Source organism: Pseudoalteromonas sp. PSi26 (genome assembly GCF_054960575.1).
This window is the reverse complement of record NZ_JBHNYT010000004.1, coordinates 105,884-130,528: the sequence shown is the minus strand read 5'-3', so window position 1 is coordinate 130,528 and position 24,645 is coordinate 105,884. Positions and strand designations below refer to the sequence as shown.

Genomic DNA, 24,645 nt, shown 5'->3' with positions numbered 1-24,645 from the left:
TCCGTATTTTATTCATTGCAACATATCGGTTTGCACGCTTAAGGCTGATACAATTGCCTCGCTCACTATTAAAATATTCAAGGCACACTGTTATGAACAAGTTTATCAATCACATTCAATTAGGCTATCTTGGCCTAATACCATTTCTAGCCTGTTTAGCGTGGCCGCTGATGCTAGGTAGTAACAGTGTTAACTTAGAGTTTTTTACGTTTTATAGCATTTCTATTCTTGCCTTTATGGCAGGTAATCTTTGGCATGCCGGCCAGCAAAGCTATGCCGATGCAATAAAAGCGGTATTACCCGTTATCCCGGTACCATTTTTAGCATTTTTACCTATTGAATGGATTTTAGGATGGTTATCGCTGAGTTTTTGGCTTGTTCTACTTTTTGAAAAATCAACACCACAGTGGCAAACCTACCACAAAGACTATCAAAAAATGCGCTTTGTACTGACGTCGGTCGTGTTTGTGTGCCATATATTTATTATTGGTATGAGTATTTACCCAAAATAGCAGCTATTACCTTAAAAATTGCACGGTAATAATGTACCATCCGCGCACAGCTATTTGAGGACTCACCATGATTGACCAATTACGCCAGCAGCTTGACGAGCTTGGCGAAAACTATGTAGAAAAAAACGCCGCTTTTAAAATCAAGGTCATTCCTTTTTTTTGCGCTATTAGCATAAAAAAAGATCACAAAAATGAAAACCGCCTCAACTTTTATTCAAATCAACTTATTGAGATATTTTTAGTTGTTTTGCTCATATTATTTGGCGTAACGCTATATAAAGCTGACGGTGGGTTTACAGATGGTCCACTGCATTTTGCATTTGCTATTGTAATCACTTTTAACTTAATTATGAAACAAATAGCCATCGAAGGCCTAAAAACGAGGCTTGCTTTTGAGCGTTTAAATACGGCGAATAAGCAACTTCAAAACGTTAATAAGCAAAACACATAACAAAGTATGTACTTAAACCCTAAATGGCGAATACTTACTGTTGGCGATGGCGATTTATCGTTTTCTCATGCAATTTTTGAGCACGTAAAACCAAACACGTTGGTAGCCTCAACTTACGATAGCCCGCAAACCATAGAACAAAAGTACCCTGATAACGCTTTAAATAAATTGCGTGAATGCAGTGTTGAAGTTCTTAATAATTTTGATTTTACAAACAAAGCGTGTTGGCAAGCGTTAAAAAGTTATAATCAACGCTTTGACGTTGTTATTTTTCAGTTTCCACTTATTCCTGCATTTGTAGGTAAAAATGAATATGAAGCTAATACTCGTCAATCAAGTATAAATGTTTTAAATAGAGCCTTATTACATCAATTTATTAAATACGCCACTGAGTTTGCACTAAACCCAAATGGCCCAATGCTGTGCTTTATTACCTCTAAAGATGTAAAACCTTATCGTGAATGGAACATAGAAGGCAGTTTAAACGAACGTTTAAGCAGCGAGTACTGCGGCCAAATGCCATTTGATATAACACGTTTTTCGGGATATAAAATTCGTAATGTTGACCGTGACAAACACGTCAAAGACACCAGCGGGATCACGTATGTATTTAGCCCAAAAAGTAGTGCCTTAGAACCCCAACTAGCCAAACAATTAACTAAACCCAGCTACTTATCACAAAACCACTGTCCCCTTTGCCGAGTAGGGCCTTTTATAGCTGACGAAGATCAAATAAAACATTTTAAAGCTAAAAAGCACTTACAAATGTTACGTTTAGAATCTGATTGGCAACACTGGCTAAACACCTTTTATAGCTAACTATTAGCTGCCTTAATTAAGTCAGCCGCCTTTTCTGCAATCGCTATAACGGGGGCATTAGTGTTACCTGTGACGATTGTGGGCATTATTGACGCGTCAACAACACGTAAATTATTAACGCCATTCACTTTCAATGTGCTATCGACAACCGACATATCATCATTACCCATTTTACACGTCCCAACAGGATGATATTCGGTATCAGCTGTTTGGCGAATAAACTCTATTAGCTGCTGATCATTATTTATATCTAGTGGATAAACCATATCTGCACGAATTTCATCAAAGGCTGGGCTATTCATTATTGCGAGTGTTTTTTTCAAACCCAACAACATTATGTTTAAGTCATCTGGATGGCTTAAATAATTAGGATCAATGAGCGGTGGTGCGTGTGGGTCATTGTTTGCAAGCTTAATGGCCCCTCTGCTTTTAGGTCGCATAATACTGCTATGAATACTGTACCCATGGCCATAATGCAACTTACGACTATGATCGTCTACGAGCCCAATTACGAATTCGAGTTGGACATCAGGTGCCGGCGAATCTTTAAACAATTTAATAAACGCATGAGACTCCGCAAAGTTACTTGTTAAACATCCGTTTCGTTTACTAAACCAATCTGCAACCCCTTTGGTAACTTGAAGCGCACCTTTTGGGCTTATACCAAAGGTGCCCGCGCTATTGTTGGCTATAAAAAGTGGAACAACTGTAAGGTGATCTTGTAAATTTTCACCTACTCCCTCTAACGCAACTTTTACATCAATATTATGTAATTTTAATTGCTCTGTTGGGCCAATCCCCGACAGCATTAAAATTTGGGGCGAATTAATAGCCCCCGCACTCAAAATCACCTCTTTTTTAGCTGTTAACTCTATTTGCTTTTTATTCTGCTCTATTTGCACCCCTTGCGCGGTTTTATTTTTTATCTTTATTTTATTAACGTGGCAATGAGTGAGTACTGTTAAATTATGCCTATTTAAATTAGGTGTTAAATACGCTTTTGCGGCACTACAGCGTTCTCCATTATACTGCGTAACCTGCGACAAACGTGCGCCACTTTGCTCTTCTGCGTTAATATCACTATTTAGTGGTACCCCTTGTTCTACACAGGCATTTAAAAAGTATTGATTAACAAAACTTGGGGCATTGAGGTCTTGCACATGAAGCGGCCCATCATCACCATGCAATGGGTGATTAATAAATGCTTTGTTGTTTTCAGCTTTTATAAAATAAGGAAGCATATTTTTAAAACCCCAACCCGTGTTGCCCAAACTCTCCCATTGGTCGTAGTCGTATTTATTACCACGAATGTAAACCATTGCATTGATTGAACTTGAGCCACCCAGTACTTTACCTCTTGGCACAAAACCGCACCGATTATTAAGTGCTTTTTGGGGCACTGTATTATAGTGCCAACTGTTAATACCATAAGGTACACTGGCAGCAATTGCAGCTGGCATTTGAACAAAAGCACTTTTATCGCCCCCGCCAGCTTCAATTAAACATACACTCACATTTTTATCTTCAGATAAACGCGAAGCAATAACACAACCTGCACTACCTGCCCCTATTACAATGTAATCAAATGTTGTGCTTTGCATGTGAGCCCTTATGAAAAATTAATACCTTATTAATACTGCATAGAAAAACACATCAAAACTTGATATTTTTAGACACCAAGTTGCTGGAGCAATGCATGAAAAATTTTATTAAGGCCACATCACTACAAGGGATAGACTCGCTTGTTAATAGCTTAGGCGCTGACATATCACAAATAATGACACAGCTTGACCTTAACATTTGCTTTAATAACTTAGAGCAACAATACTTGCCCTATAGTACTTACGCCGAACTACTTGAATATTGTGCACAAACGCTTAAATGCCCAAGCTTTGGGCTGCAACTGGCCTATAAGCAAAGCTTTGATATACTTGGCCCTATTGCTATTGCAGCAAAAAGTAGCACTAATTTAGGTGATGCGCTTAACTGGGTTATAAAATATTTGCACCTACACACACCTGCTTTAAGTTTGACTATTCATCCTTTAGAAGCTGATAAAACGCTCTTTTTATCATTTCAAATAAACTTAAATCCATTACCTAAAACAACGCAAGTGCTCGAACTAACTATTGGCCTCGCCATGGGTGTAATAAAAAAATTAAGTAATAACGCCTGTAAACCACAAGCAGTATTTTTACCCCAAAAGCAGCCCACTAATACCCGCGCATATAACACTTACTTAGGCTGTAAAGTCACACAAAATAGAAATAGTGCCGGCATTGTTATTTTAAAAACCGATTTAGCCCTAACAATTACACAACCTCAGCACGATAAAGTACCTGCCGCACTGCAGTTTTTAGCTCAAAGCGAACAACATAATCAATCCCTTCCCGCGCAAGTAAGCGCGTTAATTAGGCCCATGTTGCCAATATATCAATGCACAAACGAAACCATAGCAGCAGCGCTGGGTATGCACCCAAGAACATTGCACAGAGAGTTAAATAAACACAACACAAGCTTTGTAAAACTAAAAGACTCAACCCGACGCTCATTAGCTGCGCACTATTTGGCGCAAAACCATTACAGTATTTCAACCATCTCAGAGCTATTAGGCTATCAAGAACAAGCGACTCTCAGCGCCAGTGTAAAACGTTGGTTTGGGTATTCTCCGCGAGCATACAGAGCTAAAAAAATGATAAACTTAAATAAACATTATTCTGAGGAATGAGTATGAACTTTGTAATTGTAGGTACTAATTTTATAAGCGACACATTACTTGACGCTGCTAATACCCTCGCTGATTTTAATTTATACGGAGTCTGCTCTCGCGCGCATTCAAGTGGCGAAGCATTTTTAGCAAAGCACCCGCAAAATATACATGCAAAAACGTTTACCAGTATTGAACAAGTTTGCCAAGACGAATGCGTTGACGCAGTTTATATAGCCGCGCCCAACAGCTTACACAAACAGTATGCGGTTAGGTGTTTAAACGCAGGTAAACATGTACTCGGTGAAAAGCCATCCGCAGCCAATAGCCAAGAACTAAAAGAAATCATAGCCACCGCTAAGCAAAACCAGTGCTTATACATGGAAGCAATGATGACCACCCATTTACCTAACTTCACATTGTTAAAGCAAGCACTTAGCAGAATAGGCACTCCTCGAAAATACATTGGTCAATACAGTCAATATTCATCTCGTTACGATAAGTACAAAAATGGGGAGCGTCCTAACACCTTTTTACCTGAATTTGCCAACGGTGCTTTGGTCGATTTAGGTATATACCCTCTTTACTTGTTAATTGCACTTTGGGGCGCGCCGCAAAGTGTAAATGCAAGTGGCGTATTACTAGATACCGGTGTTGATGGCGCAGGCGATGTACTGCTTAATTACTCAAATAAGCAAGCTGTAATTAGCTACTCAAAAATATCGCAAGGTGACAACATAACAGAAATACAGGGTGAACTAGGCAGAATGCGTATTGAAGCCGTATCGCAACTCAAAAAAGTAGAGTTTATTGCTAACAATGGCGAATCAGAAATTATATCTGAACAATTTGATGAGCATTTTATGAAGTTTGAAGTTGCTCACTTTATGCAACTCATAGAAAAAAAACAGTGGGAATCTGATGTAAACACCTTCGCGTTGTCATTAGATGTTATGAATGTACTTGACGAAGCTCGTAAACAATTAGGTGTGATTTATCCAAACGATAAAACACATTAATTTAGCCCTTGACTGGGGTAAGCTGTATATGGGCGTTAACCAACGACAGTTAACGCCCATGGGGGAATGCAAATCACTATACTAACAACACACTTTTTACTTATATACATTTAGGTAACGATCCCCATCCGTGGGCAATCAGTTTGATAAAATCACCTAAAGTATTTACCAATTCCTGACGAGATAATAGAAACTATTACTCAATCTTCATCAGAAAACAGCCATTACTCATTTTATCGGTGTAAATCCAAACTAACACACAAAAACATAACCAATCAAGCTAGCCAATTATTTAATTTTAAACTAAATTGGTATTACACAAATCAAAGCAACTAACAATATTGTTTTATAACCAAATCATAACGCTAGAATTTTGACATATTAGTGGGGTTTGGGGTAACCTTGTCGGTTAATAAATGATATAAATTTTTAGACCTAAATGGTCAATATTCCTTAGGGTATGAAGGTACAATATGGGTAATCGTCGCTTATTTTGGCGCATTGTTGATAAAATAGAGTCTTTAATAAATCAAGGTGAGTTTACTGCTGGGAGTCGTTTACCTCCTGAGCGTGAACTTGCAGAAATGTTTGACGTAAGTCGCCCAACAATTCGAGAAGCAATTATTGCATTAGAAGTACGTGGACGGGTTGAAGTTAAAACCGGTTCGGGTGTTTATGTTGTTGAACAAAAAAATGCCTCTATAAAATCAAAAGAGATCAGCGCATTTGAATTAACTCAGGCCCGCGCACTCATCGAAGGCGAAATTGCAGCACTTGCCGCTCAAAGCATTACAGAAGAAGAACTTGAGCAGCTAAATCAAACGCTAATAGTAATGGAAAAAGGGCTTTATGTAGAGCAAGCAGACCGCGAATTTCATGAAATTATTGCAAGAGCAACACGCAATAAAGCGCTTGAATTTGCTGTTTCTAACTTGTGGGATTTGCGATTAAAAAACCCACAAATTGTCGCTGATTACAGTAGTGTTTGTACTAATAACAACGAATGTGTGATGGATGAGCACACCGCTATTTACACGGCACTAAAAGCACATGACGCAAGTGCAGCTCGTGCGGCCATGCATAAACACTTCAACCGGTTAATAAATGCATTGTTTGACGCTGTAGAAGCGCGTGCTTTAGAAGAAATAAAACGTAAAAATGACGAAAAACGCGGTCTTTACTCGTTAGACGGCTTAGTTAATAAAAGCGCTCACTAAGTTTAAACATACTAGCAAACACCTGTTTGCTAGTATGTTGCCCTTCATTAGATCTTACTCTAAACAGCCACACCTATTTTTTAATCGCAAACACTTACCAATCGTACTAAAAGCAGATATTATCCCGCCACAAAATATAGCCATTGCATCTTAAATAGTAGAAATTTATTAACACCTATTAACAGTGCTTTACATTAGGGACAACAATGCAATCAAGTACCAAAGACTTCATATTAGCAACTGTTTGCTTATTAATTGCCATGATGACCATTCAATCGGGTGCGTCGTTTGCAAAGCAACTATTCCCAATTGTTGGCCCCGAAGGGACGACCGCGCTTAGGCTTGGTTTTTCTGCACTTATATTATGTTTAGTTTTTACACCATGGAAACATATACCCACTAGAGGAAACCGCTTAGCTATTGTGGTTTATGGTTTAAACCTAGGTGGAATGAACATTCTGTTTTACTACGCTATTGAGCGCATACCCTTGGGTATTGGTGTAGCACTGGAATTTACTGGTCCCCTTGCCGTTGCTTTATTTAGCTCTCGCCGTAAACGCGATTTATTTTGGGTTGCCTGCGCCATTGCCGGTATATTACTTTTATTGCCCGATATGAGCGGTGAAGAGAGCTTAGATCCTGTTGGTGTTATTTTAGCTTTAGCAGCAGGTGCATGTTGGGCTGGCTATATTTTGTTTGGTAAAAAAACCGGAATGCAAAGCTCAGGTGGTGCAACGGTTGCCCTAGGTATGATAGTTGCAGCCATTGTGCTTGTGCCCTACGGAGGCATTATGCAAGCAAGCGCATTCACGTGGGAGGTTATTCCTCTGGGGATTGGTATTGCAGTTTTATCAAGTGCGTTACCTTATACGCTTGAAATGGTGGCACTGCGTAATATGCCTTCTCAAGGCTTTAGCATAATGATGAGCCTTGAACCTGCCATTGCATCACTTGCTGCCTTTGTTATTTTAGGCGAGCTACTCACACTTTGGCAGTGGTTAGCCATTTTATTAGTAATAATAGCCTCGGCAGGAAGCTCATTCTCTGGCGAGTCAAAAAAGTAGCCTAAACCAAAAGCCATCAACCACGATGGCTTTTTTGTTAAGCTGTATGTGCTTTTTGTTTTTCTTTTTTAGCAGAATAAACAAATCCTATTAACGCAATAAGCGGCATTGCAGCCGCAACTAAAGCTATACTTTCCCACCCCCCAAACTCATATAATGAACTAGCAATTAATGACCCAACAGCACCGCCTAAAAATATACTGGTCATGTAAATGGCGTTAAGCCGAGCACGGCTTTGTGGCTCTAGCGAATAGATTACCCGCTGACCAAGTACCATATTGGCTTGCACTGCAAAATCAATTAAAACACCAGTTAGCGCCAATATGATAATGCCGTTTGGTAAATCAAATAAGCTGGGTAAAAAACACAATAATGCAATCACTTTGGCTAATAACGACATTTCGTAGGTATAGCCTTTGTCAGCTAAACGCCCAACAATAGGCGCTGCAACAGCACCGGCTGCGCCCACTAAAGTAAACAATGCTATTTGAGTTTGCGAAAAACCATATTCTCTGGCAAGCACAACAGGCACTGTCGTCCAAAACAAGCTAAATGACGCAAACATGAGCCCTTGATAAAAAGCACGTTGACGAAGCACAGGTTGACTTATTACCAGCGACTTTAACGATCGTAATAAAGCAAAGTAACTTGTTTTATGGGTTGGCAACCTTGTGGGTATAGCAAAGTGAATAACTAAAGCAATAAATACCATGCATCCCGCGGCAAAAAAGAACACGGCACGCCAGCCAAAATGATCAGCAATTATGCTGGCTACAGGTCTTGCTAGCAAAATACCCAACAACAGCCCCGCCATAATATTACCTAAAACTTGCCCACGCTTTTCGTCTGACGATAAATGCGCCGCCAACGGAATAAGTACCTGCACCGATACCGAGCTTGCCCCCACTAGCAAACACAAAAACAGCATTGTATTTGGTGTTTGAACAACCCCCAGTCCAATTAAGCTAAAAAATGTAATACACAGAGTAATTAACATTAACCGTTTATTTTCAACTAAGTCGGCTAACGGCACTAAAAAAAATAAGCCAATGGCATAGCCAATTTGAGTTAAAGACACAATAAAGCTGGCACTGTGTGCACTTAAACCCACATCCGGGGCTAACAATTCTATAATAGGTTGTGCATAGTAAATGTTGGCAACAATTAAGCCGCAACATAGTGCAATAACGCTTACAAGAGTACGGCTGATCTGCACAGGGTCTGCGCTTAAATTAGACATGGCATTCTCAAAATTAATTAAATAAAACCTCAAGAAACTAAGGTTTTTTATTAGGTCACTTTATGGGCGAAGGCTTTCCATGCGGGCTTGAACGTAAATATTGCTTAGGTGCGTTAACTGTTGCACCCAATTCAGCAGCTGCATGCCATGGCCAATGTGGGTTATATAAAATCCCTCTCGCTAATGCGACTGCATCGGCTTGCCGCTCTTTTAAAATATTTTCTGCTTGTTGCGCTTCGGTAATTAAACCTACCGCAATAACCGGCATATTAACGGCCTGTTTTATTGCAGTAGCAAAAGGCACCTGAAAGCAAGGCTCAACAGGTATTTGCTGTAAAGGGCTTAAACCTGCTGTGCTTACATGAATAAAATCACAGCCAAGCTCATCAAGCGCTTTAGCAAGCACTATTGATTGCTCTAAATCCCAACCACCTTCAACCCAGTCAGTCGCCGAGATTCGAATACCAACTGGTTTATTAACATCAAACTCAGCGCGCACCGCTTTAAAAACCTCCATTACTATGCGCATACGGTTTTGTAAACTGCCTCCATATTCATCATCGCGCTTATTACTCAAAGGTGATAAAAACTGATGCAACAAATACCCATGAGCACCATGTAATTCGATAAGATCAAGGCCTAGCTCGTCGGCGCGTTTAGCAGCGCTTGAAAAGTCCGCAATTAATTGCGCTATATCTGCTTTACTCATTGCAACAGGTTCAAACGAATGCTCATCGTAAGCCTGTGCTGATGGCGCAATAGTTTGCCAACCATTTTTATCGCTAGGTGAAATAGCACCTACATCGTCCCACGGTTTACCGGTTGACGCTTTACGCCCTGCATGCGCCAGCTGAATACCTATGGGCATGTCACTATATTGCCTAACCGCGTTTAAAGTTTTAGCTAATGCTTTTTGGGTTTCATTATTCCACAGACCTAAATCACCATAGCTTATTCGCCCCTCAGGGCTTACAGCCGTCGCTTCCATAATAAGTAAACCGGCTCCACTTAAACTCAGTTGACCTAAATGAATAGTATGCCAATCAGTTGCCTCACCATTAATAGCTGAATATTGGCACATAGGTGCAATAATAATGCGGTTAGGTAAACTGAGCTTACCCAAAGATAACGGCGAAAAAAGCTGGCTCATAACAGATCCTTGATGCATACGAATTAAAAATTAAATTGAATGTACGAACTAATAAACACATTCGCCCATTTAGTCATATAAAAATCTTTATTTAAAAGTAGGTTATGGGGAGGTAAAACTTTTTTTAAACCGCTACAACTTACTAAAAAATAAATGGCTCCCTGCCCAGCCAAATAAACTTACAAAAAATTAACACCACAAAAATACAAGCATGCAAAAAAGGATGAATAGTCATTCAAATATTCACAAAAATTAAAACCGTACATAAATTGTACCTTTCGCGGGTAAAGCCAACAATAAATGGGTGATAAATTTAATAAACCCAACAAACCACACCCAACCAATCCTTTTTTATTCTAAAAAAGTGAATTTTAATTCAATTTACACATTCCCTGATTCGATTGTGACTGATATCATATTCACTGTACTTTACTTATGTTAAATCTTTGAACTAGGGATCATTTTTATGTTTAAACCAAGCTTGTTAACCTTGGCTATGTCGGGCGCCCTATCTAGCGCTTTTTTACTTCCAAATACTGCGTTTGCCCAAGAGCAAGAAACCGCAAAAGACAAATCACTTGAAGTTATTGAAGTAACAGCAACACGACGTAGCGGCTCAGTGCAAAACGCACCGCTTAACATTACAGCGCTTGATGCCGACATAATGAAAGACCAAAACATCAGCGAGCTCGCCGATGTAGCACGTTGGGTACCTGGTTTAACAATTACCGACCAAGGTGGTCGTTCTGGTTCACCTATTATTGTACGTGGTTTAAACACAAACTCTTCAGGTCCATCATCAGACGGTGGCACCGTTGCAACTTACATTAACGAGATCCCAGTCGCCATTGATATGCGCCTAGTCGACGTAGAGCGCGTAGAGGTTCTTATTGGGCCACAAGGTACGCTTTACGGTGCAGGAACATTAGGTGGTGCTATCCGTTACATGCTTAAAGAGCCTGAGCTTGATTTCACATCACTTGAAGTATTTGGCAATGTATCGCAAACACAAGAAAGCGACTCTATTGGCGGTGAAGGTGGATTCATATTTAACTTACCATTAATTGAAGACACACTTGCCGTTCGTGCTAGCTTAAACGTTTACGAAGACCCAGGTTTTATTGACTATGGTTACGTAGTGCGTGAGCCGGGCGTTTCGTTACCTGATCCAGATTGGACCGACAGCGCAGCAGTTAACAACAACCTTAAAAAGGTAGAATACGCCAACGGTGAATCAACCACTACAGGGCGTATTTCTGTTCGCTTTAAACCAAGCGAAACATTTGAAGGTACACTTAACTACTTTTACCAAAACCAAGACAGCGAAGGTCGTTCAATTGTTCATTACAATACATTAAGCGCCGATAACGGTCTTAGCGATTTAATTGGTGAATACGAGTCAGGTTATCGCTACGAAGAACCACGTGAAAAAGAAAACCAACTACTAAGCTTAGAGTTAAAAGCAGACCTAGGTTTTGCTGAATTAGTATCGGCAACAGGTATTTCAAATTTTGATGCCGACGGCCAACGTGACCAAACCGATTTACTTATTCGCCTTGATTACGGCTACGAAGAATTTCCTGCGTTTTCATCGTTCACACGTGAAATTGAAGAGCAAGACACGTTCACACAAGAAATTCGTTTAGTATCACAAAATGACAGTGACATTAACTGGATTGTAGGTGGCTTTTACAACAAAATTGAAAGTGATGCGTCTAGCCAAGAATACACGCCAGGCTTTGGCGATTTTGCAGTAGAAAACTTTGGTGCAGATCAATCTCGTCCAGACCAACTTGAGTACTACTCAATTGACCGCGTTGAAATAACAGAGTCAGCTTTATTTGGTGAAATTGGTTACCAAGTTACCGACAAACTCGATATTACTGTAGGCGCTCGTTTTTACAAATACGATGTTGAGTCTGAGTCAGCGGTCGATTTTCCATTATTTAATACCTTATTTGGCGGCGCAGGCCCAGACGACGTAACGCTTAACTTTGAACAAAATGAAGCAAGCGACAACGGCAGCCTATTTAAATTTAACGCCAAGTATCAATTTACTAATTCAGTAATGGGTTACGCAACAATAAGTGAAGGCTTCAGAATTGGTGGTTCAAATGGTTTAGCACCTTGTCCTGATCCATTACCAGCTAACCAAGCGGGTTGTGGTAACCCAAGTGAAATGCTTTACGATGCAGATACAACAACTAACTACGAGCTTGGTTTTAAAAGCACATGGTTAAGAAGCCGTTTACACTTTAACGCCGCATTATTTAATATAGATTGGGACGACGCACAAGTTGCCGGTGCAACTGAGGTAGGCCAACTACCGTACTTGTCTAATGCCGGTTCAGCCAATGCGAAAGGTATTGAAATATCGTCGCGTGCAATTTTATCTGACTCATTCTCTGTGTATTCTACATATGCATACACAAAAGCAGAGTTAACATCAGACGCACCATTCTTATTTAATTCAGACGGCACAGATGGTGCAGAAGATGGCGACCGTTTACCAGGCTCGTCTGAGCACCAGTTTTCAATGGGTGTAAACTATCAAACCGATGTGTTTAACGACAAAACGCTTGATATTAACTACGGTATTACCGCACAAAGCGATGTAATTTCTCGTGTTGGTTTACGCGATAACGGTGAAACATTACCAGGTTATAGCTTAAGCAATATTTCAGCTAAACTAACCGCCGATGAGTGGTCTGCGACCGTTTACGTAGACAACGTATTTAATAAATACGCCGTTACGTCTGTTCGCCGTTCAGATGCCGATATCACCTCAGCAAATAGAGCTGACATACAACGTAACTATGGTTACTTTATCAACCGTCCATTAACGGTAGGCATTAAATTTAATTATAAGTTTGAAATATAATTAACTGTTAAGTTTAAGTACAATCAAAAGGCTCAAATTTATTTGGGCCTTTTTTCTTTATTAACGCATAACTAAACAATACAAATAAAAAATGCAGCCAAATTTAAAACAACTCCATCAAAGCGCCATTAAATATTTAAACGAAGGCAAAGTACAACTTGCCCACAAAAGCTTAGTTGAACTGGTTTCGCATAAACCTAACTTTGCCGATGGCTATTTTTTACTGGCAATGGTTAACTTGCAAGTAGGGCAAATTTATAAAGCCATCAAGCTAATCGAAAAAGCCTTAACACTTGACTCTAGCATTGAATATACTGCTCAACTGGCAAAATGTTATGCGCTTACCGGTGACTTAAAAAAAGCAAAAAATGTAGCGCTGTCGGTGCCTATTACACAAATAAAAAAAGCACTCGACGCCGATACTCTAGGCGTTGCACTTACGCAAGCAGGCCTACACGAACACGCTTTACATTATTTTGAATGTGCACTCACATTAGCCAATGCCAAACAAAAACCTAAACCCCAGTTTTATTACAACTTTGCAGTAAGCGCCAAGTTTTTGGGCTTATTTGACAAGGCACACACCGCGTTTGAACATGCCATTGCACTTAACCCGCTTCATCATCAAAGCCACTTTGCACTTAGTGATTTAACTAAAGTAACAAAGAAAAAAAATAATATTACACGGTTAAAGCAAGTGTTTGAGCAGGTTTCACACCCTGATGCTAAATTACACATAGGCCATGCACTGGCAAAAGAATACCAAGATATTGGCGCATTTTCTGACGCCTTTACCGCGTTACAACAAGGTAAAGCAGCAAAGCATGCGCTTACCCCGTTTGATAACGCATCGTCAAACGCGTTGTTTGAACACATTAAACAACTCAGTGCTGAGCACAAAAACCAACAAGTAAACGGCAACCTCACCGCTGAGCCTATTTTTGTACTAGGTATGCCCCGCTCTGGCACCACATTAGTTGAGAGAATATTATCGAGCCATAGCAACGTGCAATCGGCTGGTGAACTACAAGACTTCGGCCTAAGTGTAAAAAGGTTAAGCAACACACCCACACCAAACGTGCTCGACATACAAACACTCACTAAAGCGTATGAACTTGATTTTAATCAGCTTGGCTCAACATATTTAAACGCCACCCGCGTTACTACCGGTAGCCATAAACATTTTATAGACAAACTCCCGTTTAACTTTTTTTATATCGACTTAATCACTAAAGCACTGCCAAACGCTAAAATTATTTGTATGCTGCGCGACCCAATGGACACCTGTATTGGTAACTACCGCCAGCTATTTACTATTAACAACCCTTACTACGCGTATTCGCTAGACCTACTCGACACTGCTAAATTTTATAGCCGCTTTTACTCACTCATGCAGCACTTCAGCGCCCTGCACAGCAATATACAAATAGTAAAATACGAAGAATTAGTCGCACAGCCCGAGCAGCAAATAAAAGAGTTAGTCAGCTTTTGTGATTTAGAATGGCAAGCACAATGTATAGACTTTCACTTAAACACCGCACCGGTATCTACTGCCAGTAAAGTGCAAGTACGCCAACCGCTAAACAACAAAGCCATTGGGCGCTGGAAGGCATTTAAACCTCATACTGACGAGGCTAAAAATTACTTGTTAGAGCAAGGAATTACGTTGCAATAGCCATTAATTATGCATTGCTTTAGTAAAAGTGAATTTATAAGCCAAAGTTAAAGCTTAGGTTTATATATTCATAACACAATAAACTTCCCAGCTTTCACTAGAGAGTTTTTATATATTGCAATTGAGAGTATTTAACTTGGCTTTTTAGATTGAACTTTTCTTATTTGAGAAATAGCTTCCATTAAAAAAGCCGTATTAAGCCCTACAATTATTAACCCATTAACAGCAGTTAAACTGCCAAGCAGCCTCCATTGAGTGCCCAACACAACGTCGCCATAACCAAGTGTTGTAAAGGTAACAACCGAAAAGTAAAGTGCGGACTCTAATTCGCTAAAAACATCAAAAATTAAAAATATAGCAGCCCATAACCACGCACTCGCCGTTAAGCCTCCTACCAACCAAATTACCATTGCCGTGACGACTAAAATCATCTTTAGAGTTTTTGAGCCATTTAGTAACCAATCGTTAATATTAGCCAGCACTTTAGACAAAACACCAATAAACATTGCTTGTATTAGCACCGTGCCACAAATAACAAATGTTCCAATAATAAGCTGTATTAGCATTTTGATCCCACTGCTTAAATCCTTATATTTTAAGTAACATTATACATAAAATTCACAACAGGGTAGGAACCTACATTCACTATAATAAAGTATTTTTACTACCGTTATTTAACAGTTTATTACTGCTATTAGTGCCTGCTAAAACTAAAAAAGCCCATGAAAACCAAAGCATAAAAATATTTAATTGAATAAAAAGTGAAAAAACTCAAAGTGAAAGGAGTTGCGGTAGTCTTAATAATAGCCAAATCGCGAAGCAACCATCGGTAAGGCAGTAAAAATATAAATGCGGGGCGTAAATCATCAATGATATAAAAACAACGGAAAAGTTATACCTCTACTTGTTTTAACCCACATTTCAATTCAATTCAATTCTCATTAAGCTCGATAGGTAAGATTTAGTCTGCAAAGTGCCATGAGCGGACTGTCGCACCTTAGACTCTTGTATGGATAATAAACCCATAAATTAATTATTATTCTAACCTAGTTCGGGTAATGTGAGGCCCAAGCTTTGGCTGCAACCAAAGCCTTTTATACAGTAGTTCGATTGAGCGTAGGCTCCTCTATTGAGAGACCGGTAACAAGTTAGAACGCTGTATAAACTCCAAGCGTTAAACTCGGATAGTCAACGGGGCCTCGAGCCCGAATAGCAAGGCAGAGTCAGCTTATTATGAATATGAAAAATAATCAAAATGAAATTAACGTCGGTGTCGATACAGGTAAAACACAACTCGATATTTATATCAGGCCTTTAGACATCTACTTTACTGTAGAAAACAACCAAAGTGGCATTAAACACGCCATTCAAATCTTAAAAAAACACCCCGTAACGCGTGTTACTATTGAGGCAACTGGTCGTCTTGAACAGCCTTTTATTATAGCCTGCGCTGAGGCGAATATTCCCTTCGTGGTTGCTAATCCCGTGAACATAAAACGCTTCGCAGGGGCTATCGGCCAAAAAGCAAAAACTGATAAACTTGATGCACAACTTATTGCTCACTTTGGTGAAGCGATCAAACCGCCTTTATCAACTTTAAAACCAGAGCAAATGCGCTTGATGAGCGATTTACTCTCGAGAAGACGCCAGTTAATGGATATGCAAACAATGGAGAAAAATCGTTCTAAATAATGCCAAAAACACTATCGTCACTCATAAAACCTATCTTAACTGCACTGAAAAACCAAATAGATAAAGTCGATTTAAAACTTCAAAAACTGATTGAAGAATGTGACGAATACAAAGCAAAAAATGCCATTATCCAATAGTGTACCTGGTGTTGGCAATGTGGTCGCATTTAACTTGCTTAGTGATATGCCTGAGTTAGGTTATGTGAATAACAAAGAGGCCGCTTCTTTAGTGGGTGTAGCTCCATTTAATCGTGAAAGTGGCGTGTATCAAGGTAAGCGAATGATACGTGGCGGCCGACCTAAAATAAGAACTGCCATGTATATGGCGATGATGTCAGCCATTCAGTGCAACGCTAAATTTAAAGACCTTTATCAACGCATGGTTAAAGCAGGAAAGCCTAAAAAAGTAGCCATTATTGCGTGCATACGAAAGCTGGTAGTGATATTAAATTCGATGCTAAGAGACTGTGTAATGTGGGAAGCGCCAAAAGTTAATAATTAGCTATTGACGCCATAGACTCTTGTTATATTCCGCTCTAGCCACTGCATCTTTGATTATTTTTAGACTGATTACATATTTCATTTAGAATAATTTCACCTGCCTCTTTATACCCATTACTAGACAAATAATCAGATATTTCAAAAAGTGAGTCTATACCTTCTGATGATTGATTAATTGTAAAAGCTATATGTTTGTTAAGTTCTTCAGTCGCATTTTTAGAAATTGCATAATGAGCGGTTAGCTTCTGTAAAGTTTCGGTAGGAACAAGTACTTTAAATCCATACTTTTTAGATAAATCAGTATAGTGTTCTTTTAAGCCATCTAAACCTGAGATTTTTACTTCATAAGTTGGTTCCCAGCCAGCGAATGTTGATTGTAAAGCATACTGCATCGAAGGATGTTTAGTAGTTCTGTGAGATTGTTCTGGGAATTTTTGGAATTCAAAAGAACCTTTAGATAGGTTACTAAGCTTCTTTTTTAATTCAGTAAAAGGACTTTGCATATGTTCACCTTCATTTGCGATGGTGATCGTAACAGGTGCTTTTCTTTTTAAAACTTCAGAATTTGACTTAGATACTTTGTCTACGATGTAGCCATCATCAAGAGAGGGGCTAAAAGCAAAGTATTTCGAAAAAACTGGATTGTCACTTAACCAATAATCCAATACGAAGCGCCCTGAATTGGAGTGCCCAGACAAAATGCTATAAGTTGCAACTCGATAATTTTCATTAACATATGGAACAACTTCTTTTTCTAGAAAGTTAGCAAAGGGTGTTGTTTTTCCATTTTCAGGACGAAGTTCTTTTCCTCTACTTTCGATACCGACAACTATAAAGTTTGGAATTTGATCTTCTAAAAGATCAAGAGTCGATAAAGTTGAAAGCATATCCCATTGACCGTGAAGTACATATAGTACAGGGTATGATTTCTCTTCATTGTGATAGTTCTTTGGAAGTTTTATTAATAAGTTCCTTTCTTCCCCAAGTGAATTTGACTGTAACTTAACTTCCTCAGCTAACATTAAACCTGATGCAAGTGAAAACTTTGAACAAAGTAAAACAAAAATAAAAAACAATACTCTCATTTATAACTCTCCATGTTGATGAAACTCTAGGAATATAACAATTTAATAGTGCGCTCGTCGCGCATATTTCTGCCGACGCTACGCTCATTTTTCTACATTATATAGTTTTAACAAATTACCTAAGGTATTACTATCGCAAAGTTTTCTAAAGTTTTTAGGTAAAGTTAAATTAACCAATATGCGCGCAGCGCTCATTTTCATGAATATATGCGCAAAGCGCAGTTTGACCAATCAATTAACTACAATATTTAGCCAATCTCAATGACTGGTTATCGCTCTTTGCCGAAATTGGACTAAGTGCCATAAGCAGACATTGATAACGCCGTTTTAATCACCAAATTAAAGTTGGCTAAAATAAATGAGGCTCACCACTTTTAAAATTTGCAATTAATAGCTAAATTTTACTAGTCGTCCACCTCAGGGCGTGTTGTTAGGTTTATACTTGTGAAATTGACACCTGTAATAGTTTATTCGCAATGCGAAGGCCCATAAACCTTTGCTGTACTTATTAATACCTCTTTAAGAGGAATTAATTGTGCACATTGAAAGTTAGGGCTACTTACACCAACAATCTGAAGATTAATGCTAGTTAGTAAGGGACTAATATCATTAATCTTTGTACCATGTGCTGAAAACTCAATCAAAGATGTTTTATTCTCAAACGCACTTATATCAGAGATAGGGTTGTAACTTATTCCAACATTCTCTAAATGAACTAGGTTTTTAAATTTCGAAACACTAGTTAATTTGTTCATCATAAGCCCTACAATCCTTAAATTTGACAGCTGTTCAATTCCAATAAGATTAATGAGGCCAGCTTTATTAGCTTGCAACTCTTGTAATGCTGTAAGTTTTTCAATGCCTTTTGTAGAAGTTAATTGTTTATTACCAGCTATTGATAATATTTTTAAATTTGGCATAGACGGTATACTCTCTAGTGAAACTAGGGAGTTTCCCTGCAAATAAAGTGATTCTAAGCTATTTAGATCAGTTAAAGAAGTTAGCTCTGCAATGTTTTCATCTTGACATATTAGCTTTTTAATTTGGCTCCTCTTAGTTGTAAATTCATTTCTCATCGATGTATCTATGCACCTTGAAAGTGCTGATTCTGACTGTGATAATTTTTTACCTGCCACAAGTACGGGGAAATGCTTTTCTAAATATCCGGTTTCAAAATATACAGCGAGTAATACTCCTAAAATGTATAAAAACACAAACCCTTTAGTAAAAATTGGGGAGTAAATTCCTATAAGAAATACTAGCGGAATAACTAATAAAAATGAGGGTAATGCCCAAAATTGAATAAATGTAAATATTCTATTATCTTCATAATTTTGTTCATTAAAAAGAACTGAAACATGCTGCCCTATTTGCTGAGAACAAGTAGCTCTGTTGGGCATTAACACTCCACCTTCAGCCACTTTTCCAAACTCTGACTCAGCTACAGGCACATAGTGGGATGTAGTACGCTCAGTTTCATCATCATAAACACGAATAAGTTTACAACTCGTTATTTGTGCCGATACTATCTCTGAATTTAATATGAGACTTCCTCTGTTATATATAACACTAATTATAAGTAGAATAGATAACGCAATTAATGCTTTTATTATTTTTTTATTCGTGTTCATTTAAATTCCTTTTAAAGGCTAAATATACTTATTTTACTTATGAGGGAGACAAGCCTATATAAATCGCTGGTATTGAAAGTCCAATGAATAAAATCCCCAATCCACAACCATTTTCTCTAGCTAAACGAGCATTGGCTTCATTACCTTTTTGATACAAAATATCTGTATTTTGGCCTATTGGTATTATTTTAGAACTAAATGATGTTTTTGATTGAACTTCGTAAGTAATTCCATTTAAAGAAAATTCAAAACTAGGTCTGTACATTGTCTGTTTTCGGTTATCGCTATCTTTGGACTGATATTCATCATAGCGTAGTATTTTACCCTGAGTTTTAAGTGCTTTTTGATTAAAGCGCCAGTAGTCAAATAATATATAACTCCCCAGTCCTCCAAAAACAAAGCCAGCTACTAATGGAATAATATTCATATTTAATCCTTGATATGTGACAATCTAACCGCGTCTGCTCAGAAAACCTAACAACTTTATCAGAAGACACTTTCCCTATTTTAGCGCGAAAACGCCCTTATTTTGTGAACTCATATTAATAGCAAATACTATAAGTTATTGCCATCTATATATATTATGCTTTTTATACCTTTTATAAACATGTAAAAAAGAAAAAAGTTTCCTCTTAGCTTTACCAAATTAATGACGACTCCCCTGAATGACCGCTCACAAAGGCCCCTTAAAAACTCAATTTAATTATCCTGAACACCCCACCACAAAGCCCATTTATTTTTATGTCGGTTCAACCTCTTATAATGTCGATTCAAATAGCTATTAATGAAGCAGATTAAAAAACTAGCTAAATTTCTTATCAACAAAAGCCAAATACCTATTTTGATAAGGAATATAGTCATGAACATTATTACAAAAACAGTTATAGCACTAAGTTTAGCAAGCCACTTTAGCGCGCACGCCATTGACCTGCGGGTCGATAACATTCGTTTATACCAAAGTAATTCGCAAAGTTTTTCTGCGCCGAGTTCGCTGTATATTGACGAGGGTAAAATAGTAAGTATTACTAAAACGACTGACCCACTAAAAAACGCCGACAATACTATTAATGCCAACAACCATTATGCAATACCTGGTTTAATTGATTTACATGTACATTTAGGCTCATCGGGCAGTAACTTTACTGAGTTTCAGTATTTGCCGGTTAAATCGCACTTTAATTCTAATTTGTATTTAGGCGTAACGAACATTGTTGATTTGTTTTCGTTTGAACAAACCCTAAACGAAGCTGCGCAATTAAAAGCAGCCCAACTAACCCCTAACCTTTTTTATGCGGGTACTTTGTTTACCAACCCTGGCGGGCATGGCACGCAGTTTGGTGGCCAAGCATACGAAATTGCAAAAGATGAAGACATAGCAGCGCTGTGGCAAAAACATATAAGCACTAATCCACATGTAACTAAAGCGGTTATTGAAACCTTTGGCGGTGTAGGTAAATCGTTGACTGATAGCCAACTGGCGGAGCTAGGTAAGCGCTCTAAAGCCGCTAATTTACCGTATTTTGTGCATGTTTCTACACTAAATGATGGTAAACGTGCTATCAAAGCCGGTGCAACGGCTTTAGCGCACGGTATTAATAGCGAAGCGATTGACGATGAATTTATTACGCTAATGAAAGATCATAATGTAACCTACATTCCTACCCTTGCGGTGTATCATAACCATAGCGATGAAAAGCATAACCATACTATTAGCTCACAAAGCGAGTTACTAAAAACCATTCCTGAAAAGCTACAAGGGTGTTTGTTTGACAACGTGCCTGCACCTTCAAAATGGAAAGAGCACGCGTGGGATGAGCGAAAAACAGCTTATGCAAATATACAAAAGCTACATAAAGCTAATATCACTATAGGCACAGGCTCTGATGCCGGAAACCCTTACACGCTACACGGTACTGGGTTACACAACGAGTTAGATGCACTTAAAAAAGCAGGCCTAACTAATGGTGAAATAATTAACGCAGCAACGGTTAACGGCGCAAAAGCGATTAATAAAGCTGGGAGCATTGGCAAACTTGCTAAAGGTTTTGAGGCAAGTTTTGTACTGCTTAAACAAAACCCACTTAATGATATAAATCATATTCACACTATCTCAGAGGTGTATAAAACAGGTTTAAAAGTAGACCGCCCAGCGCTTATTGCTCAAAACAAGGCCATTACACCACAAGGCCCTACCTGCAATGAAGAAGTTAAAAGCAGCCAAGCACAGCATAGTATTGATGATTTTACCGGTGATACACCATGGCAAGCTATGAGCGATTCGGTAATGGGTGGGCAGTCTGTTGCGACGCTTACCACGCATAAAAGTAGCTTAACTATTGATACAACCATTACAAAGCCTACCAGCTTTGGTGCATGGGCGGGCGCTGAAATTAAGTTTTCGTCACCGGCTGATGCCTCAGCATTTAAAGGTATTCGACTAACGTATAAAGGTTCAAGCACGCCTTTTGCTTTGTCTGTTTATCATAGTGATGTAAAAGATTGGGATCACTTTAGTGTACTTTTAAAACCACGCGATGAGTGGACCACGCTTGATATTCCCTTTTCTACTTTTAAACAATTTGGCTTTGGTAGCCCGGTTACCTGGTCGGCAACAGAATTAACAGGGGTTAACTTAATGTGGCGTAAAATGCCGGGCGCAAGCAATGAGCCATTAAAAAACACATTACAAATCAGCGAGCTAACTTACTTTTAAATGAGTAGCAGTCAAAACACAAACTCTTTGGGTTTTGACTGTTTTTTGTTATGGTTTAATCACTTACAAAAAGAAGCACCTATTATGCTCAAACATCCTTTCTATAAATACAGCTTTTTTATTCTACTTATTGTTGATATTGCTTATGCCCTTGGACTCATAATTGCTAACTCTGCGCCTTTTACTGCGGGTAGTGCACTCGCTGCTACCGTGTGGTTTGTTACTTTTTATTGGGTTCCGGTATGGAGTGCGGCAGCCGTTATTTTTTACCTGCGCAATAAACACATTAACAAAATAGCGTTTGAATGGTTAATAGCCGTTGTATTTATGGCACTTGGTAATGTACTTACCGATATAGTACTCACACAGCTTTTTGAAGGGCATAAATCCATGGGGGTCTTTGTTGTATTTAACGGCTTACTTTGGGGCTCGTGTATTTACTTTACCAGTATTTTTATTGAGAACAAAAAGCGCGCAACAGCCGAAAAACACGCACTTAAACAAGCTCAACTTGCTACATTGCGCTACCAGTTAAACCCACATTTTATGTTTAATAGCTTAAATACAATTTCGGCTTATATTCATACAAACCCCGATTTAGCCGATGAAGTACTGCATGAACTTGCTGATATTTTAAGGTACTCGCTTGATACTGCCGAGCAACAGCAAATTCCTCTACAGCAAGAGCTTACAATAATAGAAAAGTACCTAAATATTGAAAAAGCACGTTTTGGCGATAAACTTCAGGTTAATTACCACATTCCCAATACCCTTAAAAACAAAACGCTACCACCGCTACTTATTCAACCTATTATTGAAAATGCCATTAAGCACAATGCTAAACAAACCTCACTTACACTTAATATTACCCTGAGTGAAATGTCTAACGGGGTTAAAATTGTGATAAGCGACAACGGAAAAGGCTTTACTGACGATGTATTAAAATGTGGCTACGGAAAAGGTATAGGGATGAAAAACATTATGCTACGCGTTAATCAACTTGGACAAAGTAAAGTATTACTCAGTAATGATAATGGTGCTGTTGTTACGCTGGAACTAGCGTTATGAACAATATAAACCTGCCAAATACAACGGCTAAAATGCGCATACTGTTTGCCGATGACGAGCTCCCTGCTCGCGAAAAATTAAACCATCAATTAAGCTTAATGGAGCATGTTGACGTGGTAGGTATTGCCACTAATGGCAAAGAGGCCATTACATTAATTAATGAGCTGACTCCTGATGTGGTATTGCTTGATATTCAAATGCCTGAAATTAATGGCCTTGAACTTATTGATTTACTTAACTACCAACCCATTATTATTTACACCACCGCGTACGACCAATTTGCGATTGAAGCATTTGAGCACGCCTCAACTGACTATTTACTCAAACCTTTTCCAATTGCACGATTAAAAAAAGCGTTAGCCAAAGCACAGCAGCAATTAGAGCAACAACGAGCGCACACTCATATAACTAGCTGCGCAGGTGAACCCGCTTTTACACTTACCGAAAGTTCATTAAACAAACTGGTTAGTAAAAGTGGTGAGCGCATATTTTTACTTTCCCCAAGCGACATTAAATTTATTAAATCAGAGCAAGGAAATAGCTTAGCGTGGAATGGAGAAACGTTTAATCATTTGAGCGACACGCTCGATCAGCTTGAACACGCCCTAGCAGCGCACAACTTTGTGCGTATTCATCGCAGCTATTTGGTTAATATTGACCATATAAAAGAAATACAGCGCTGGTTTAACGGCAAATTGATGGTGATTGTAAACGACGATGTAAAATCGGAGCTAAGCACCAGCAGAGCCGGTGCCGATAAGCTAAAACAATTACTGCATATTTAGGCTTATTTTAAAGTTAGCTACTGATCATTACTTGAGTAAACACTTAAAATAGGAAATTTATACTCAGCAAACGAGACAGTTACCGACTGCGTTTCGTTACCCTTAAAACTTAATTTAAAAGGTTGAGGAGGTAGTCGCGTTCCATCAGCGAACAAAGCCAGTAAGTGGTCTTCGTTAAGCTCACGATTACCCGTCGATAAATTAGTGAGTGTTATTACTGCCCAGCGTTCACCCTCGTTATTACTCATTAATATGTAATTTAAAACATTGAAGTCGCCTTTTTTAGGCGTGATGTTAGCATCGTTTGGAAATGCTAAATGCAAGCTATTAGGTATGGCTCTTTCTACGTTTATTGCGTTCTCAGTATTTGCCAATACCGAAGACGACAGTATAACCAACATTAAAATCCATGCTTTAATCATATTAATAACCTCCT

At 38.7% G+C, this 24,645-nt stretch carries 20 protein-coding genes and 1 pseudogene; 13 read left to right on the top strand and 8 right to left on the bottom strand.

The annotated features are described in order from the left end of the window. The first annotated feature begins 92 nt into the window (after positions 1–92). The 3 genes from ACFI34_RS05885 (at position 93) to ACFI34_RS05875 (ending at position 1,782) form a co-directional block, all read left to right on the top strand. The gene (locus ACFI34_RS05885) at positions 93–512 is read left to right on the top strand and encodes a DUF3429 domain-containing protein (RefSeq protein ID WP_462672772.1); all 420 of its coding nucleotides are present in this window, start codon (positions 93–95) and stop codon (positions 510–512) included. A 67-nt stretch (positions 513–579) separates the two neighbouring features. Then, positions 580–963 (top strand): hypothetical protein, encoded by a 384-nt coding sequence (locus tag ACFI34_RS05880; protein ID WP_462672771.1) that lies wholly within the window; start codon positions 580–582, stop codon positions 961–963. A 6-nt stretch (positions 964–969) separates the two neighbouring features. Then, a complete protein-coding gene (locus ACFI34_RS05875; RefSeq protein WP_462672770.1) occupies positions 970–1,782 on the top strand; it encodes a class I SAM-dependent methyltransferase in 813 nt (270 codons plus the stop codon). Here ACFI34_RS05875 and ACFI34_RS05870 read toward each other — a convergent pair. Next, a complete protein-coding gene (locus tag ACFI34_RS05870) occupies positions 1,779–3,383 on the bottom strand; it encodes a GMC family oxidoreductase (RefSeq protein WP_462672769.1) in 1,605 nt (534 codons plus the stop codon). The two genes, ACFI34_RS05875 and ACFI34_RS05870, sit on opposite strands and share 4 nt — an antisense overlap. A 95-nt stretch (positions 3,384–3,478) precedes the next feature. Here ACFI34_RS05870 and ACFI34_RS05865 point away from each other — a divergent pair, with 95 nt between their 5' ends. The 4 genes from ACFI34_RS05865 (at position 3,479) to ACFI34_RS05850 (ending at position 7,789) form a co-directional block, all read left to right on the top strand. Beyond that, positions 3,479–4,510: an AraC family transcriptional regulator gene (locus tag ACFI34_RS05865; RefSeq protein WP_462672768.1), complete on the top strand. Its 1,032-nt coding sequence runs from the start codon at positions 3,479–3,481 to the stop codon at positions 4,508–4,510. 2 nt (positions 4,511–4,512) lie between these two features. Next, positions 4,513–5,508, top strand: coding sequence for a Gfo/Idh/MocA family protein (locus ACFI34_RS05860; RefSeq protein WP_462672767.1), 996 nt, complete (start codon positions 4,513–4,515; stop codon positions 5,506–5,508). A gap of 473 nt (positions 5,509–5,981) precedes the next feature. Next, positions 5,982–6,725, top strand: coding sequence for a FadR/GntR family transcriptional regulator (locus ACFI34_RS05855; RefSeq protein ID WP_006791608.1), 744 nt, complete (start codon positions 5,982–5,984; stop codon positions 6,723–6,725). Between the two features lie 206 nt (positions 6,726–6,931). Continuing rightward, a complete protein-coding gene (locus tag ACFI34_RS05850) occupies positions 6,932–7,789 on the top strand; it encodes an EamA family transporter (RefSeq protein ID WP_462672766.1) in 858 nt (285 codons plus the stop codon). Positions 7,790–7,826: 37 nt separating this feature from the next. On the opposite strand, the gene ACFI34_RS05845 is transcribed toward ACFI34_RS05850, so the two are convergent. Next, a complete protein-coding gene (locus ACFI34_RS05845; RefSeq protein ID WP_462672765.1) occupies positions 7,827–9,029 on the bottom strand; it encodes an MFS transporter in 1,203 nt (400 codons plus the stop codon). A gap of 55 nt (positions 9,030–9,084) precedes the next feature. Next, positions 9,085–10,179, bottom strand: coding sequence for an NADH:flavin oxidoreductase/NADH oxidase (locus ACFI34_RS05840; RefSeq protein ID WP_462672764.1), 1,095 nt, complete (start codon positions 10,177–10,179; stop codon positions 9,085–9,087). Between the two features lie 466 nt (positions 10,180–10,645). On the opposite strand from ACFI34_RS05840, the gene ACFI34_RS05835 reads away from it, so the two are divergent. Then, positions 10,646–13,060 (top strand): TonB-dependent receptor, encoded by a 2,415-nt coding sequence (locus ACFI34_RS05835; protein ID WP_462672763.1) that lies wholly within the window; start codon positions 10,646–10,648, stop codon positions 13,058–13,060. 91 nt (positions 13,061–13,151) lie between these two features. Beyond that, the gene (locus tag ACFI34_RS05830) at positions 13,152–14,735 is read left to right on the top strand and encodes a tetratricopeptide repeat-containing sulfotransferase family protein (protein ID WP_462672762.1); all 1,584 of its coding nucleotides are present in this window, start codon (positions 13,152–13,154) and stop codon (positions 14,733–14,735) included. Between the two features lie 131 nt (positions 14,736–14,866). Here the strand turns inward: ACFI34_RS05830 and ACFI34_RS05825 are convergent, their stop codons facing one another. Beyond that, on the bottom strand, positions 14,867–15,301 hold the full coding sequence (locus ACFI34_RS05825; protein ID WP_006791602.1) for a potassium channel family protein: 435 nt from the start codon (positions 15,299–15,301) through the stop codon (positions 14,867–14,869). Positions 15,302–15,968: 667 nt separating this feature from the next. Here ACFI34_RS05825 and ACFI34_RS05820 point away from each other — a divergent pair. Continuing rightward, positions 15,969–16,928, top strand: a pseudogene (locus ACFI34_RS05820) (IS110 family RNA-guided transposase). A gap of 34 nt (positions 16,929–16,962) precedes the next feature. Here ACFI34_RS05820 and ACFI34_RS05815 read toward each other — a convergent pair. The 3 genes from ACFI34_RS05815 to ACFI34_RS05805 form a co-directional block, all read right to left on the bottom strand. Continuing rightward, complete coding sequence (locus tag ACFI34_RS05815) at positions 16,963–18,012, bottom strand: alpha/beta hydrolase (RefSeq protein ID WP_462672761.1); 1,050 nt, start codon at positions 18,010–18,012, stop codon at positions 16,963–16,965. A 467-nt stretch (positions 18,013–18,479) separates the two neighbouring features. Then, positions 18,480–19,643: a leucine-rich repeat domain-containing protein gene (locus tag ACFI34_RS05810; protein ID WP_462672760.1), complete on the bottom strand. Its 1,164-nt coding sequence runs from the start codon at positions 19,641–19,643 to the stop codon at positions 18,480–18,482. 37 nt (positions 19,644–19,680) lie between these two features. Then, entirely contained in the window at positions 19,681–20,070 is a 390-nt protein-coding gene (locus tag ACFI34_RS05805; RefSeq protein WP_462672759.1) for a DUF3592 domain-containing protein, read from the bottom strand. A 432-nt stretch (positions 20,071–20,502) separates the two neighbouring features. On the opposite strand from ACFI34_RS05805, the gene ACFI34_RS05800 reads away from it, so the two are divergent. Genes ACFI34_RS05800 through ACFI34_RS05790 form a run of 3 tightly spaced genes read left to right on the top strand, consistent with a single transcriptional unit; the run spans position 20,503 to position 24,209 of the window. After that, positions 20,503–22,356: a CIA30 family protein gene (locus ACFI34_RS05800; protein ID WP_462672758.1), complete on the top strand. Its 1,854-nt coding sequence runs from the start codon at positions 20,503–20,505 to the stop codon at positions 22,354–22,356. A gap of 27 nt (positions 22,357–22,383) precedes the next feature. Continuing rightward, positions 22,384–23,424 (top strand): sensor histidine kinase, encoded by a 1,041-nt coding sequence (locus ACFI34_RS05795; RefSeq protein WP_462672874.1) that lies wholly within the window; start codon positions 22,384–22,386, stop codon positions 23,422–23,424. Continuing rightward, positions 23,421–24,209: a LytR/AlgR family response regulator transcription factor gene (locus tag ACFI34_RS05790; protein ID WP_462672757.1), complete on the top strand. Its 789-nt coding sequence runs from the start codon at positions 23,421–23,423 to the stop codon at positions 24,207–24,209. The genes ACFI34_RS05795 and ACFI34_RS05790 overlap by 4 nt, the downstream gene beginning before the upstream one ends. Before the next feature lie 17 nt (positions 24,210–24,226). On the opposite strand, the gene ACFI34_RS05785 is transcribed toward ACFI34_RS05790, so the two are convergent. Beyond that, a complete protein-coding gene (locus tag ACFI34_RS05785; RefSeq protein ID WP_462672756.1) occupies positions 24,227–24,631 on the bottom strand; it encodes a hypothetical protein in 405 nt (134 codons plus the stop codon). Positions 24,632–24,645 lie beyond the last annotated feature (14 nt).